This window comes from Mesobacillus maritimus, from assembly GCF_044803185.1.
In the GTDB taxonomy this organism is placed as follows: domain Bacteria; phylum Bacillota; class Bacilli; order Bacillales; family Cytobacillaceae; genus Mesobacillus_B; species Mesobacillus_B maritimus_B.
The window spans coordinates 2,171,617-2,187,488 of sequence record NZ_CP085225.1 but is presented as its reverse complement, the minus strand read 5'-3'; the positions used below and the strand labels follow the sequence as shown (position 1 = coordinate 2,187,488).

Sequence of the window (15,872 nt, the reverse complement as noted above, 5' to 3'; positions counted from 1 at the left end):
ACCACACTCTACTAAATATCATTTGTATGGGTAACGATGGAACTTCTCGTTGACCATAATCCCCTGATTCGCATGAGTATGGGCCACGATTAGCCATGGCAATACTCACTCTTCCAATAATTGAATGGGAAGTCACTCTTCATTTCTCATATTTCCAATAAGCCTATAGAACTTTTATGCAATTATGATTACAATATTACTAGGTATTCTTGAATTATTTTTGAGGTGACAAAAGGATGAGTGAAAACGAACCACACTATATAACTCAATCTAAAAAGTTTTGTAAAGAAAATGGCATGGATCCAAACAACATTCCGAGTCCCAAAACGTTTATGTCTGAGCAGGAGCTATCTAGAAAACGAACGGAGTATAGCGAGATTCTATCCGTTATTAGTTATTTCTCAAACAAGGTCTTGGATTCATTAGTAGGAACACCTGTATTGATTGTCGTCTCCGATTCGGAAGGATACTTGATGGATATTGTAGGAGACGAAACCATTAAATCAACGGTTGAAGAATTGGGGATTAAAATCGGAAGTCACTTTACCCAGGAAGCAGTCGGAACTAATGTCATTAGTTTAGCATTACAGCAAAGACATCCAATCAGCTTAATAGGGACAAATCATTATCATAAGCATCTCCATGAAATCGCCTGTTATGGAGCAGCCTTTCACTATACAGATGAAGATAATTTATTAGGGACTATTAATATCATGACACCTATCCCTTTCCATAACCCTTTGTTATTGACGATGTTGTCACAGGTAGTAGAATCCATCGAGAGAGAGCTACTTCTTAGAAAACAAAATAGAAAACTGAATTTATTAAATCAAATGATGATCACCAGAACAAGAAATGGAATTATCCTGACTAATGAGAAAGGTGTGATTACCGAGTTTAATCAATTCGCTGAAGAAATCTCCAATCACACGAGGAGTTCTGTGATAGGCAAAAGCATCTATGAGTTCCCTTTTACGGGGAATTATTTTAAACGAGTCATAGAATTCGGGGATCGGTATGAAAATGAGGAATTAAAATTTACAAACAAAAGTGGTCAACCTATCATCTGTTTACTAGATGTACAGCCCGTTTATAAAGATGAAAAAATGATTGGTGTTTTTGGCCAATTTAGGGATATTACCGAGAGATATCTTATGGAGGAAAAAATAAAAGAAGCAGAGAAAAAAGCGCTAGCCGGTCGTATCGCCGCTGGAATTGCCCATGAAATTCGAAATCCATTAACAACCGTTAGAGGCTATTTACAGTACCTTGAAAAGCATGTAGACGACAATACCTCACAATTATTTTCTAGTCTTTTAATACCAGAAATTGATCGTGCAAATAAAATTATCTCTGATTTTTTAAGTCTTTCTAAACCTACATATAAAAATGTAGAGATGATTTCGGTTGAACATTTGCTTATTGATTACATATGGAAATTTCTTCAAAGTGAAGCCTTGTTACACAACGTTGAGATTAACATCGAGCTGGATTCTAAAACTAACTCTCTTCTTATCCTTTGTAACCGTGAGGAGCTTTTGCAGGTTTTTATTAATTTATTTCAAAATTCATTGCAGGCAAAAAAGGTCTCTCCTTTAATAATCAATATTTATACGAATGTGGTAAACAGTAAAGTACAACTTATCTTTCGAGACAACGGCAAAGGAATTCCAGCTTCAATCCGAACAAATATCTTTGAACCTTTCTTTACCACAAAGGACGAAGGAACAGGCTTGGGATTATCTGTATCTCGAAAAATTGTTGAAAACCACGAAGGCACCATGCATATGGAAAGCAATGAATATGGTACAAGCTTTATGATTGAATTGCCTTTTAGAAATACTGAAACATCATCACTCTAACCAAGAAGAAAAACGGACTGATTCCCAAATTGAAGGTTGGGATTCGGTCCTCTTTTAGTCCTCGCATTATGAATTTTCCAGTTTACTTCCCTCATACGTGACGCAGTATGTCTGCTTGACGAGCATTATGCTCCTCCATATGGTTTCAACCATTTGATAATGAAGCTCTTCAGCAAAAAAAGACACCTCGTTTTTTTATAACAAGGAACTTGGTATTTTGACCACACTTCACCACCTCTAAAAAATGGGAATGGCAGCCTATGCTCCTTTCCCACTTTCATCAATCCTAATTATTTTAACTTGTTACTGAAGAAATGACCCCGTAATTCGCATTTCGTACTAAAGGTATATCCACCATGGTAAGCAGCCCCATATTTTGACTAGAACTTATTGTTTTGGCCGTGTTAAGCATCACATTTGCTGTAGCTGTATCTCCGAAAATACCACCTGGTATGACAATTTGTAAATCATCCTGACCTTTTAATGCAATTCTTACCCTGTCCTCCTGCTGGATGTCCACTGACATAATCAGATCAAGTTCAATCGGAAACCCTTCAGACGTTAAAGCAGAAGAAATCTGATGCATTCCGTTGACAGCCCCCTTGTTAATTGGACCAAGTGCTACTTCTGTGTCTGTTGAAGCAATGGTTGGAACTGTACTATTTCTCACTTCATTTAAAGTAAGATTCAACCCATACCCAATTAATCGAAGTGACTCCTCTAACCCCACATGACCGATTTTGTCTTCCACAGCAAGCGCAAGAAACTCTTCGGGTGTCATCCCAATTCCGACTTTCTGTTGTAACGGAATCCGACGTTTAGATACATCTACTTTTCTAGAAACATAAATTCCTCTTATTGAGTGGGTAACCGTGGTCGCAAAAACAGCCAATGAGTCCATGACAAACCCAGGATTAATTCCTGTTCCGACAACGGTAAGTTTTTTTTCACGAGCTAACTGGTCAATTCTTTTAGACGCTTGAGGGTGGCGATACCAAGGGTAAGAGAGTTGCTCACATGTTGAAACAACCGAATAGCCTTGATTTAACAATGCTTCGAATTGTGGCTCTACGACGGCAACATTAGAGCCTGTAGCATGTAGTGCTACTTTCTCTCCCTCCAATTGTGCTTGATTAACCTCTTCCAGATTGGAGACCACCAATATCCCTACAGGATCCTTCCCTGCTAAAACACCGATATCCACTCCTACTTTATTTGGGTCAATATCCACCGCACCAATCACATTCACGCTGTTCGTTTCTAGGCAATTTTTTAAAATCTGGATTCCGATTGGACCTAATCCATATAAGAGGACATTCGTTTGTTTTCCCAATTCCATCACCCTTCCGAATAGTATAAGCGAACTATAGCATGATATTTTTTCAAGAAGAAATAGAAATAATTTATACATATATAAGCTGAAATTATAAATGGAGCGTTATTCTATTTCCCTTTCTAATGAATCAATCTACTCTGCACTCGTTCTAGCAATTTATAATGCAAACTTATTAAACTATAAGTTTCATCTATTACTACAAAATAGAAATTAGTGTTACAATTATAAAATAATTCTAAATATTCATTAAAACAGGGAGGGAAATAATGACTAAACCAAAGTTAAAAACTTTAATAGGTTTGATAATTTTCACAATGTTGTTGACTGTCTCCATTCCACAATCCATCTTTGCGGAAGTCTTGAAAGAACAAGATTCTTCTATTGTTGGGTATGGAGGTGCAGCAGCAACAGAGGATCCGGACGCATCAAAAGCTGCACTGACGATTTTAGATAAAGGAGGAAATGCGGTTGATGCAGCGATTGCAGCAGCTGCTGCCCAAAGCGTCACTCGCCCCTATTCTGGCGGCCTCGGTGGTGGTGGCATGATGCTCATTTATCTTGCAGAGGAAAATCGATACATAACCATCGATAATCGCTCAGCCGCCTCGGAAAACTTTGGTCCCACTGCGTTAATCAATCCTGAAACAGGTCTTGTTTATCCAGAAGCAACGCGAATTTCTAGTGGAGCGGCTACTTCTATTCCTGGTGCAGTGAAGGCATGGGAGGAAGCGCTTGAAAAATATGGCACCATGACCTTAAAAGAAGTGCTCCAGCCTGCGATTAAGGTTGCTGAAAATGGATTTGTGGCCGACAGCAATTTTGTTCGCGAAACGACTGAAAACGCCAATCGCTTTAAACTCTTTGAATCTACGAAAAAGGTATTCTTGGACGAGAATGGTCAGGTGCCTACAGCTGGTTCGATTGTAAAGAACCCCGACATGGCACATACCTACCGCCTTATTGCTAAACATGGTAGCAGCGTCTTTTATGAAGGAGAGATTGCAGAAGCGATTGTTGAAACCGTTAATACGCCTCCAATAGTTGATAACCCTGACTATTCGAGCGTGAATAGCCAATGGAGTTCAGAATTTGGTGTCGTTCCAGGCGCTATAACTTTAGAGGACCTTAAAAACTATGAGGTAATTACAAGAGAGCCTACCAAAACAACCTATCGGGATTATGAAGTATATGGTGTTCCCCCTTCCTCAAGTGGTGGGATTACCATTGCGGAAACGTTAAATATTCTAGAAGCGTATGAACTTAGTAATATGCCAAGAACACAGGCGTTTCATTATTATTTAGAAGCTTCTCGCTATGCCTTTGCTGACCGCCGTCAATATATTGGGGACCCTGACTTTACACTAGTTCCAGTAAATGGGCTACTGTCAAAAGGATATGCCGCGGAAAGACGATATAATATTCAGGACGACCAAGCAACAATTGGACAAATTGCTCCTGGAAACCCGTGGCCTTATGAAGAAAATCCAGATAAACGACCAGAACCGCCAACCGAAGGCCCCTATGCTTTTTCCTATAATTTCATAGGAAATGATGGCGATACATGGGATAGCACTAAATTCCACCGATTAGATACTGGACCTCAAAGTAGTCCATATGATGCAGAGTTTAGTTTAGTAAATAATAGTGGACAATTAAAAGTGAATGAACGTAAAGATGGGCGTGGAAGTGCCTACGGGAGAGCGACAGCTAACATGGATGCTCTTGAAAACAGTCAATTAGATATACGTATTAAGACGGAAAGCCTAGGTGATAACCAACGATTACGTTTTTGGCTTCAAGCGGATGTTTGGAGGTCGGGAAGTACGATTCCAAGCAATGGGTATGGAGTAGAAATTAACGCTCAAACAAGTGAGTTAATCCTTTATCGTGCTAAAAACTCAAGTCTTAAAACACTTGAAAAGGTTTCTTTTGATTTAACACAGGACTGGCATGATCTACAATTTAAAGTGGAAGGAAATGAGTTAACGGCACAAGTATGGGGCAATCCTGACTCGGAAGATGATTCAGATGGAGAAGCGGAACCGAAAAAATGGTCGGTTTCACACCGTTTAACCGTCGATGACCGTCTAGATGATCAACACGGAAGATTACTCATTAGTGCGATCAACTTTGAAACAGATAAAAATGTAAGCTTCTACCTTGATGAGGCAAGAGTGACCGACTTAGGTGAAATTGAAATCCCAGAAGCTCCGGAACAACCTGAAGATCCTAGTAATTTTGTTTATGAGTTTACTGGCGAACTCGATGATCAGTGGGATTCTAGCAAATTTAATCTCGTGGAAGAAGGTGCTACTTTTACGATTGCTGAAGATGGTGGCGAAGTAAGATTTCATGCCCCACCCGGAAGTTACGCTTCTTCGTTCGGAAAAGCAGATCCAATCATGAATGACTTTACAAACGGTGAAGTGCTCTTGAGCTTCCGACTTGAGAATCCAAAAGAAACGCAAAACCGGAGATTACGCTTATGGTTACGCGCCGATGACTGGAGCTCGGCAAGAAGTACAATTGTCAGTGACGGTTACGGTGCTGAGATTAATACGAATGAGAATAGGCTTACTCTTCATAGTGGTTCAAACTCTACTTCTATTGACCATCAATGGTCTGAAGAGTGGATGTATCTGAAAGTGAGAGCGGAAGGCGATCAAATGAAAGCTCGCCTTTGGGAAAAAGGAACGACTGAACCAGATGAATGGGATGTAGAAACAACCATTGAGGAAAAATCAGGCAAGGTGTTAATGGGCTTTCACGGCCTTACTCAAAGTTCGCTAGATGGTGAGGATGCCTTTAGGATTGGTGAATTGTCTATCAATCCTTTCGAAACAGATGAAGAGACATCCGCAGAAGAAGAAATCTCTGAAGCTGACGAGTCTACGATTCATTTAGCCGTGTCCGATAATGATGGAAATATTGTTAGCTACACATCAACCATTGTATCGATTGGCGGGAACGGTATGGTCGTACCAGGCTACGGATTCCTTTTAAACAATGCACTATATGGAAGGATTCCAACACAAAGTCCATCTCATCCAAACTATCCTAGACCTGGAATGCGTTCACTAAGCAGTATGTCCCCCACTCTTGTTATGAAGGATGGAAAGCCTGTCCTAACTGTAGGTGCACCAGGTAGTGACACCATCATTACGACCGTTTTGCAAATCATGCTGAATAATTTAGAATTTGGCATGCCACTATCTGATGCCATTGCAGAGCCTAGAATTTCTCAACGAAACAACTTTAATGGGTTGACTGATTATGAAGAAATTTTCCTAACAAAGTATCCTAATCAATCCCTTAAAGACACAATTGCAGAATTAGAAAAAATGGGCCATCGCTTTAACGCTGTTAAGGCGGTTCAAGGAATTGGAGCCGCCATTGGGATTGAATTTTTAGAGGATGGCCGTGTTCGTCCGGCAACAGAACCAGTTCGACGCGGTGGTGGAAGTGCAATGGTCCAATCATTAGAACCAATCGTTGAGAAGGAAAAACCAGGAAATGATCCTCCAATCACCCCTCCAGGGCATGGTGGAACTCCTCCAGGTTTAGGGAATAAACAACCAGGACCACCTTTCGATCCACCTGGGAGAGGACTGAACAAGAAGTAAAAGAATGATTTCTTTTATTCAATAAGTGAACTAACTAAAAAAGAGTGTGGTTTAAGGGTTTTGATTCTACCCCTTCTAAGCCACACTCTTTCATATGTAAGCCATTTAACTAGTTAGCCGTAAAGTCTGAAATTTCTTCAAAATATTGACCGCCTTTTCAACGATTGCTTTTGAATACATCCCACTCCAAACAACAGACAGGGAACTTGATAGGTTAATATTTTTTAAAGGCACTCCTTTAATATTATAAGCATGTAAAAGCGAAATCATATCCTCCGGCATCAAAGTTATTCCTACATCATTTGAAATTAGATTTGCCATCGTAAACAATTCCGGCCCAGTACCTACTGTTTTGGGGATAAATCCAGCCGTCAAGCACGCATGTTCAAGTAAAACATATAAAGAAGGAGAATGCTCAGGATCATAATGAAGGAAAGTCTCATTCATGAATTCTTGTAAATGAACAGACTGTTTCTCAGCACAAGGATGGGTTTTGGAAATAGCTACTTGAATGGGATAACTTTGAAATTCCATTGATTTTAGCGGTTCCTGTATCGTTTGTCTTATATCATTTGGAGTTCGAATAAACGCTAAATGGTATTCCCCTTTATTGACAAGCTCCGTTGCGTTTACGGATGTCGTCTCTTTAATGAAAAAATCAATTTTGGGAATTTCGGCTTTCAATTCCTTTATTAGAGTAGGAACTAAATGACTAGCTGCTGAGGGGACGGTAGCAATTTTTAAAGTTGTTTGTGGGGCAGCACCTAAATTTTTTAGTTCATTTACTGTGTTCTCAATGTTTTGAAAGGATGGAAGCAAACTTTTATATAAATACTCGCCTTCTTCCGTAAGAGATACTTTCCGAGTGGTTCGACTAAAAAGCTTTACCTCTAATACCTTTTCTAAAGCAGTTATCTGCTGACTCAAACCTGGTTGCGAAATATGTAAGTTCTTTGCAGCTTGGCTAAAGTTGAGCGAATTCGCAATTTCCAAAAAATAGTACAGAGATAAATAATTCACATGGTACCTCCTTTGATATATGTATGATAATAATACTATATTTTGTGAATTTTACGAAAGTACCAGTATTTCTGGATAATCAGGATCAAATCAAAAGGAAGCTTCTAATTTTTATAGAATTAACGATGTAGAAACGAAAAATTAATTGGTCTAAAGGCAGCTGAAAGGATGAATCTAAATGGAATTGACACATACAAGATTATTAGTAAAAAACTATAAAGAATGTTATGAATTTTATCGCGAAGTATTAAAGTTCCCTTGTACGTGGGGAGACGATTCTACCAACTATGCGCAATTTACTGTCGGTGCTACACAGCTTGCTATTTTTGAAAAGCAGCAAATGCTTGAGGATATTGGCGAGAGTTTGCCTGACTTAGAGCAAAACATGTTTCAGGCAATGTTAATTTTCAGAGTAGCAAATGTAGATCAAAAATATGAAGAGTTAAAATCGAGAGTACACTTTATTAATGAGCCTCATGACAGAATAGACTGGGGAATTCGAGTCGTACACTTCAAAGACCCTGAGGGAAATTTAATCGAAATGAATCATAATATATGACTTCGGTGGCTGAACGGAATTGAAATCGAAACGAATACACCAAGGCAAGCTAGCGAATATAATGTCTATGCTTGCCTTTTCACCCTCTTATTGGTGTTTTATAATGTAGCCTTGTAATTGCTCGGCAATCTTCACATTTCCTTGTGCTTCTGCTAATTCTAAAGCTGTCTTCCCTCCTTCTACTTTCGCAGTGACAGAGGCGCCATATTCCATTAATAGATGAATAAGATCGGTATTATCTTCATGGAATGCGGCTGTATGGAGACAGGTGTGTCCGTTGCTGTCAAATATATTTGGTTGTGCCTTGTGTTCTAAAAGTGTTTTAATCACACCCAGGTCCCTCTCCCTCGCTAAGGCCGCATGCAATGCGGTATTCGAAGGTATATAGCTTACTTTCGAATGAGAAACCGCATTCACATTAGCCCCAAACGCTAACAGCAGCTCGACTGCCTCTTGTTGACCAAAGTGTGCGGCATAAGCTAGTGGAGTTAGCCCCTCTTCATTTTCTGTATTTGCTAAACTTGGCGTTATCTGAAGTAAATCCTTTAATGTGCGAATATCATTACTTTCTGCGGCTTGAAAAAACTTCTTCACCATTACTTCTTCATTCATTATGATCATCTCTCTTCTCAATAGACATTCTTTTAATTTCCACAAAGACACATTTGATGCGACTCCAACTTTCAATCAATGCCAGATGGCAGAAGCTACCCTTAAATTAATTCTTACGCTGGGTGGTTTTGTATTTTTCACCTTTGCTATCATAGGTGACCCATTCACCAACAGGCTCACCCATCTCAAAATAGCCTGAACGCTTTATAGTTCCATTGGTACGATACCATTCCCAATAGCCGTCAGGCTGATTTTCAATTATTTTTCCCTTTGACCATATTGTTTTTCCGTTTGCATGGTACTTTATCGTATATCCATCAATCACTTCTAGTGCCTTTTCTTTAACACCATTAGTGTGAATCATGTCACATTTTTCATTTTCCATGTCTTACCTCCATATTGTTAATGAGTATGCTATTTCATATGTACCTCCACCGAAACGGAACTACTTACCTTATTATGAACTTTTTTTCCTAATAAAACGATCCTTTGTGATGTGTTGTACTTGATTGGTAGAACTTGTATCTCGACACTTATGGTGTCTTTTTTTCTTTTTCGGGAGTTTATATAAAACTCCTACTTTCATCTGTTGAACTTCTTTGACTCCTTGGATGATGAACTGCATGGCAAAAATAGAGACCATAAAGGCTACCATTGTCCATAAATACCAGTACCTTCCTGATGCTAGACCTGTTCGACCAATTTGACCGATTAGACCGGACCACTCATATGTCATCGATCTTGGCGGGTCAGCATCCATTCCAAAGGTCATAAGTGTCCCGCCAAAAAAGAAATTGAAAACACCTAAGTGGATAAAAACTAAAAGGACTTGAATAAACTGCTGTCCAAATAAAATGGTTAAACGAGGGCCGATATGTGGGAAAACATGTCGCCAAAAAATGTGAAATCCGTTTCCCCCTAAAACCTTTGCGCTCGAAATGAACTCGTTTTCAAGAACCACCTTTATCTCCTTTCCTAGTAAAACAGTAGTCAGCGGAACAACCAAAATAGTTAAGATAAGTATTTCTAATAGTATCCTCTCTGTAAACGCGTAGGAAAAGCCCTGCATAGTCGGCAGTAAAATTGGTGCTAGCAAAATATAAGCAATTAAACTTAATGGCAGGAAGTGAATGGAGTCGACCATCCTTCCTACCCACAGTTGCGTGTGTGGTTTTAAGCGAAAAGCATAAATGGTTCCAAATAATAGACCAGTAAATACACGTAAAAATGCAATTAGTAATGCAAAGAATAATGTGTATTTTGCCCCTATCACCAATTGATCAAAGATACTAAACCCTAGACTGTCTGAACCAAATAAAAAAGGTTCAGGTGGTGGAAATGGTGCCTTACCAATTAGCGTAACCCCATCTTCCTCATATAAGAGTCTAACCTGATTGACATGATTGTCTGTCGTACCTGAATAAATCAAGCTATAGCTTATGGTGATGATGAAAAATAAGCATCCTAGTGCAAATTTCCAGTTTTTCATATGCTGAGCAAATAGGCGTGTAATAGATACCGCTGTAGCCCACGGTCTTATACTCGGTATTTTCCACTCTTTTATAATAGAAACTAACGATTTCACCCTTTGAAACTTCCATTTCTTCCATGTGCCTTTTCCACTAAGTCGATGGATAAGAGCGTTCTCCTCTTTTAGCCAGAGCTCAAAGAGTTGGAAGAAGAAATAAAAAGGTGTAAAGATTAGGATAAGAGTGAAAGCAATTGTCATAGGAGTAAAGCTCTCTAACAAGTAATATGTCAGACCATGAATATTAAAAATCCGTTCGATAATAAACTGACTAGAAAGCGCTCCCCAGATAATTAATTTCATATGATGAAACGATATTGGCATGATATTTTTTAATACATGTTTCATTAGGATACCGAAGGCAGAAATTCCTTTACTTTTAAGAAAAACCACATAAACCTTTAATAGTTCTTCCTCGATCATAAGGAGTAAAATCTTGAACATCGACACCATTGGCAATATTGATAAGGTAAGGATTGGCGCAAAGTAGACTTTTTCGGTATAACTAGCTACGCGAAAAACATGGATGCCACTTACTTTAAGAAGATAGATGGCTAGCATTTGTAGAAGCGCAGCAATAATAAGGTCTGGAACTGATTCAAGGAAATCTAATACGCGTTTTACCAGATTGAGCACAATTTTAGGCAAGAAAGTGGCTCCTAATGCAAGCCAAAATGCAAAGAAGAAACCTAAGCCCAACGCACCGAGTAAAATTTGCATCGAATAAATAAAGGGTTCCCACAGAACCTCAAAAATCGGAAACTCCCCTTTTGAACCAAAGACAGTGTAAAGCCATTGGTTCGGATTTAAGAATTCCACTAGGAACGAGAAAAGTTGCTGAAAATACCCTGTAGTATCCGGCATTCCCCTTGTTGAAAAATACTGTGGAAAGACACTCACGCAGAGAATTGCCACGATTCCCAATAAATAGAAGACTATTAACTTAACTATTTTCATTGTTACACCCTGTTCATTCAGAATAGTTGAAAAATATGTAATCCCATAATACCAAATAATACTAGTTTTGGAGAGTTTTTTAAATAATCCCCTAGGAAAAGTGTAATCGAAACCTTCTCGTTAGCTAATCCGTATTTAAATTAAGTTAAGATTAAGTGACAGAACAGTGGGTGCAAATCGATTTATTTATTGGGGGTATGATTATTATGAATAACGTACAATCCGAAAAAATACTTGAAGAACTTCTCGTACTAAAATCTAGCCTTGAGCCAAAGGTTTCCCAAAAACTAGATTTAGACAAAGGGGAGCGTGTGCTGAAAAAATTAGACTCCTTTTCTCGAGATTGTGAGGCATGCAACCAATTATTGATTGCATTTGAAGACCATCTTAACCAGTTAAGAGAAAAGGATCAACCCTTCCAGAAGTCTGATTTTAGAGAGCATTATAATACAATGTCAAACTTCATTTCGCATTTGCAAAAGGAACATAAATTAGTGATATATGGTTCGAACCTAAGTATGTATATGTCTCTAGGTTTAAGTTTAGGTGTTGTCTTAGGCCTACTTCTCTTAGACAACCTAGCACTTGCAATATCGTTTGGGTTCAGCATAGGAATTGCCATTGGCATCGGGTTGGATGAGGATGCAAAGAAAAAAGGACGAACAATCTAGCAAAAACATGAGAAAGACTGACGCTACCATCTAATGGTAAGTGTCGGTCTTTTTTTACATGGTTTCATTACTGGCCAGATTCTACATACACAATCTCCGACACACTGTTAATTGGGAACAACCTATCCTTTTGCGATTTTCATGATTAGACAAAAAAGGGAACTAGTTTTAGTATGGAGGATAGATGGGAAGCGAAAAGAGGAATTCTATGACCTATATTGAACCTGGGACGACCGATTACAAACGAGCGAGGATTGCTTTATTTATTGCGGGTTTAGTCCCCTTTATCTCCATTTATACGACACAACCAACGATGCCTTTACTAGCTGAGGAGTTTAACGTCTCAGCACCAGTAGCTAGTTTGTCTTTATCGATGACCACTGGCTTGCTTGCCTTCACCTTACTAGCAGCAGGAACCATCTCAGATTATATTGGGATGAAAAAAATCATGGTTTTGTCTATGATTCTCACATCCATTTTAGGAGTCTTGTCAACCTTAAGCCCCAACTTCTATACCCTACTATTGTTCAGGACACTTTTAGGCGTATTTGTTGCAGGTGTGCCGTCCATTGCGATGGCCTTTATTGGAAGAACGTTTAATCCCCTACACACTTCGATGATCATGGGGTTTTACATAGCAGGATCCAGTATTGGCGGGATGTCGGGCCGAATATTAACTGGAATTTTGACAGACTTTTTCAATTGGAGAATCGCAATTGCTTCAATTGGGATTCTCACCTTAATGTTAAGTTTGGTCTTTATGTATACCCTTCCAGCCTCGCAACCTCATAAAACAAAGAAATTGAGTTGGGGCGCTATATGGGGTGCTTATAAAATGCATTTAACAAATAGGAGGTTAACTCCCCTTTTTATACTAGGATTTTTGTTGATGGGTAGCTTTGTCTCCATCTATAACTATATTGGATTTTTACTTACGCAACCTCCTTATAATCTAAGTCAAACAATCATTGGGTTTGTATTTATTGTATATTTGTGTGGAACCTTTAGTTCTATTTATATGGGCAAAAAGGCGAGCGTATATGGAGAGCCATTTATTTTGAAACTCTCTTTTGCGATTACCATTTTCGGGACGCTCCTCACCCTTTTCCCGGGTGTTATTTTCAAAATAATTGGACTTTCTATTTTCACCTTTGGTTTCTTTGCTAGTCATTCAATCGTTAGTGCTCTAGTGACTGAGCTGGCCGGGATAAATAAGGCCCAAGCTTCTTCTTTGTACTTGCTCTTTTATTACTTAGGCACCTCTCTTGTTGGCTCGGTCGGGGGATATTTTTGGGAGAGTTTGCACTGGGTTGGGGTGATCAGTTTTAACTTATGCTTACTAGGCGTAGGGCTTGCGATTATTTTCGTACGAGATTACAAAGAAAAGCACAGAGAACATTCTTCTGCTTCCATGTAGGAAGCGAGAAAAAGGCTCCGTGCTTTTTAGTTGTTTTTGCGAGTTTAACTGGGACAAGGGACCTGTCCCCGTGTCTCACTGGGACAAGGGACCTGTCCCTGTGTCTCATCTTTGCTTTTAGTCACTTTATAACTAACTATAAATGGCAAGCATCCATAACTATCTTTTCTGACTTACTCCACGGGGCAAGCCCACGTGGTTTTACGGGCAAATTCTATAAGCTTTTCCTCAATACGTGAAAACCCCAATGTTACTAGAGAATCACTACGAAGGAAGCTCTGAAAGTTGTATCCGCCCATCTTCAACTAAATGACAAGCGGCTTGTTGCCCACCGTCAATCCTATGAAGTTTCGGTTCTTCGGTTCGACAGCGGTCGAAGGCATATGGACATCGCGTGTGGAAGCGACAACCTGGTGGAGGATTAATTGGTGATGGAACGTCCCCTTTCAAGATAATCCTTTCTCTCTTCTCCTCGATATTTGTACTAGGAATCGCTGATAATAACGCATACGTATAAGGATGCTGTGGATTTTCGAATAGGGACTTTTTATCCGCAATTTCGACGATTTTCCCTAGATACATCACAATGATTCTATCTGAAATATGACGGACCACACCTAGGTCATGAGAAATAAACAAGTAGGTTAATTGAAATTTACGTTGTAAATCTTTTAATAGATTGAGAACCTGTGCCTGAATCGAAACGTCCAAAGCAGATACCGCTTCATCACATATAATTAGCTTTGGATTCACTGACAAGGCTCGGGCAATCCCTACTCGTTGTCGCTGACCACCACTAAATTGATGAGGATAGCGATCCATTTGATGACCACCAATTCCTACCGTTTGAAGGAGTTCTTCAATTTTTTTGCGTCGCTCTTTTTTTGGAACAATATCCTGAATGGCCATCGCTTCTTCTAAAATTTGACTCACCGTTTGTCTCGGATTTAATGAGGCATAAGGATCTTGAAAGATGATTTGTAAATCCTGACGTTTGTTTCTCATTTCTTTTTTACTTAAACCTAGCAAGTCTATTCCTTCAAATAAAACTTCTCCAGCAAATGGTTCATCTAGGCGCAGAATTGCTCTTCCTGTCGTTGACTTTCCACAACCGGATTCGCCTACAATACTAACCGTTTCTCCTTCTTTAATTGAAAAGCTAATATCATCCACTGCTTTAACATGATTGATGGTCCGACCAAAAACTCCACCCTTTATCGGGAAATATTGTTTGAGATTTTTTACTTCTAGTAAGGAATTTGTGCTCATGGCTGACGCACCTCCTGTTCTTCCCATTTCTCACTATGAATCCAACAACGAACTTGACCTCCATCCTCCATGTCCAGTAATTCTGGAAGCTCCGTACGACAAATGTTTCGAGCATGGGAACATCTTGGCGCAAATCTGCATCCTACTGGTAATTCAAATGGACTTGGAACCGAACCAGGGATAACAGCCAAATCCCCTTCATGGTCCTCGTCATGCTTTGGAACGGAATTCAATAAACCCACCGTATACGGATGTTTTGGATTTTTAAATAAAGTCTTAACATCTGCATACTCAACAACCTTTCCACAGTACATCACCGCAACATCATCACACATTTCGGCTACCACCCCTAAATCATGGGTAATAATCATAAGTGAAGTCCCTAATTCCTCTTGTAATTTTTTAATTAAATCGAGGATTTGTGCTTGAATGGTAACGTCTAGTGCCGTAGTCGGTTCATCCGCAATCAGCAACTCAGGATTACAGGCCAGTGCGATAGCAATCATCACACGCTGTCGCATTCCCCCGGATAATTCGAATGGATATTGTTTTACGCGCTTTTCTGGTGAGGGAATTCCAACTAAACGAAGCATCTCAATCGCTTTTTCCCAGGCTGCTTTCTTTTTAAGCTTTTGATGGATGCGGATAGACTCAGCTATCTGCTCTCCACAGGTCAAAGTTGGATTCAAGGATGTCATTGGCTCCTGGAAAATCATCGAGATATGATTGCCTCGAATATTCATCATTTGCTTTTTCGTCTTATCGAGCAGATTTTCCCCTTTAAAAAGGATTTCTCCATCGACAATTCTTCCAGTGGTCTCTTCGATTAACCGGAGAATCGACAACGAGGTAATGCTTTTACCAGACCCAGATTCACCAACGATTCCAAGGGTCTTTCCTTTTTCTATTGTAAAATCCACCCCATCGACTGCCTTTACTTCCCCTTCATCAGTGAAAAAGGAGGTCCGTAAGTTGTTTACTTTAAGAATGTTTTCTTTATTTAAATTCACCTTCATCA

Annotated in this window: 12 protein-coding genes; 5 read left to right on the top strand and 7 right to left on the bottom strand. The window is 39.4% G+C overall.

Going from position 1 to position 15,872, the window contains the following annotated elements; genetic code table 11:
• Nucleotides 1-236: 236 nt before the first annotated feature.
• Nucleotides 237-1,862, top strand: coding sequence for an ATP-binding protein (locus tag LG336_RS10385; protein WP_404332475.1), 1,626 nt, complete (start codon nt 237-239; stop codon nt 1,860-1,862).
• A gap of 295 nt (nt 1,863-2,157) precedes the next feature.
• On the opposite strand, the gene LG336_RS10380 is transcribed toward LG336_RS10385, so the two are convergent.
• Nucleotides 2,158-3,201, bottom strand: a complete 1,044-nt coding sequence (locus tag LG336_RS10380) for a hypothetical protein (protein WP_404332474.1) — start codon at nt 3,199-3,201, stop codon at nt 2,158-2,160.
• Nucleotides 3,202-3,464: 263 nt separating this feature from the next.
• Between LG336_RS10380 and LG336_RS10375 the strand changes: the two genes are divergently transcribed.
• Nucleotides 3,465-6,821, top strand: coding sequence for a gamma-glutamyltransferase (locus LG336_RS10375; RefSeq protein WP_404332473.1), 3,357 nt, complete (start codon nt 3,465-3,467; stop codon nt 6,819-6,821).
• A 105-nt stretch (nt 6,822-6,926) separates the two neighbouring features.
• Here LG336_RS10375 and LG336_RS10370 read toward each other — a convergent pair whose 3' ends face one another.
• Nucleotides 6,927-7,841, bottom strand: coding sequence for a LysR family transcriptional regulator (locus LG336_RS10370; RefSeq protein WP_404332472.1), 915 nt, complete (start codon nt 7,839-7,841; stop codon nt 6,927-6,929).
• A gap of 178 nt (nt 7,842-8,019) precedes the next feature.
• On the opposite strand from LG336_RS10370, the gene LG336_RS10365 reads away from it, so the two are divergent.
• Entirely contained in the window at nt 8,020-8,400 is a 381-nt protein-coding gene (locus LG336_RS10365; RefSeq protein WP_404332471.1) for a VOC family protein, read from the top strand.
• Between the two features lie 87 nt (nt 8,401-8,487).
• On the opposite strand, the gene LG336_RS10360 is transcribed toward LG336_RS10365, so the two are convergent.
• From LG336_RS10360 to LG336_RS10350, 3 genes are all read right to left on the bottom strand, one after another.
• Nucleotides 8,488-9,012, bottom strand: coding sequence for an ankyrin repeat domain-containing protein (locus LG336_RS10360; protein WP_404332470.1), 525 nt, complete (start codon nt 9,010-9,012; stop codon nt 8,488-8,490).
• 106 nt (nt 9,013-9,118) lie between these two features.
• Nucleotides 9,119-9,397, bottom strand: a complete 279-nt coding sequence (locus LG336_RS10355) for a hypothetical protein (RefSeq protein ID WP_404332469.1) — start codon at nt 9,395-9,397, stop codon at nt 9,119-9,121.
• Nucleotides 9,398-9,469: 72 nt separating this feature from the next.
• Entirely contained in the window at nt 9,470-11,497 is a 2,028-nt protein-coding gene (locus tag LG336_RS10350) for an ABC transporter permease subunit (protein ID WP_404332468.1), read from the bottom strand.
• A 206-nt stretch (nt 11,498-11,703) separates the two neighbouring features.
• Between LG336_RS10350 and LG336_RS10345 the strand changes: the two genes are divergently transcribed.
• Together LG336_RS10345 and LG336_RS10340 are read left to right on the top strand one after the other, a co-directional pair.
• Nucleotides 11,704-12,168, top strand: a complete 465-nt coding sequence (locus LG336_RS10345; protein ID WP_404332467.1) for a hypothetical protein — start codon at nt 11,704-11,706, stop codon at nt 12,166-12,168.
• Nucleotides 12,169-12,376: 208 nt separating this feature from the next.
• Nucleotides 12,377-13,585, top strand: a complete 1,209-nt coding sequence (locus LG336_RS10340) for an MFS transporter (RefSeq protein ID WP_404332466.1) — start codon at nt 12,377-12,379, stop codon at nt 13,583-13,585.
• Nucleotides 13,586-13,849: 264 nt separating this feature from the next.
• Here the strand turns inward: LG336_RS10340 and LG336_RS10335 are convergent, their stop codons facing one another.
• Nucleotides 13,850-14,854, bottom strand: coding sequence for an ABC transporter ATP-binding protein (locus tag LG336_RS10335; RefSeq protein ID WP_404332465.1), 1,005 nt, complete (start codon nt 14,852-14,854; stop codon nt 13,850-13,852).
• Complete coding sequence (locus LG336_RS10330; protein ID WP_404332464.1) at nt 14,851-15,870, bottom strand: ABC transporter ATP-binding protein; 1,020 nt, start codon at nt 15,868-15,870, stop codon at nt 14,851-14,853. The genes LG336_RS10335 and LG336_RS10330 overlap by 4 nt, the downstream gene beginning before the upstream one ends.
• Nucleotides 15,871-15,872 lie beyond the last annotated feature (2 nt).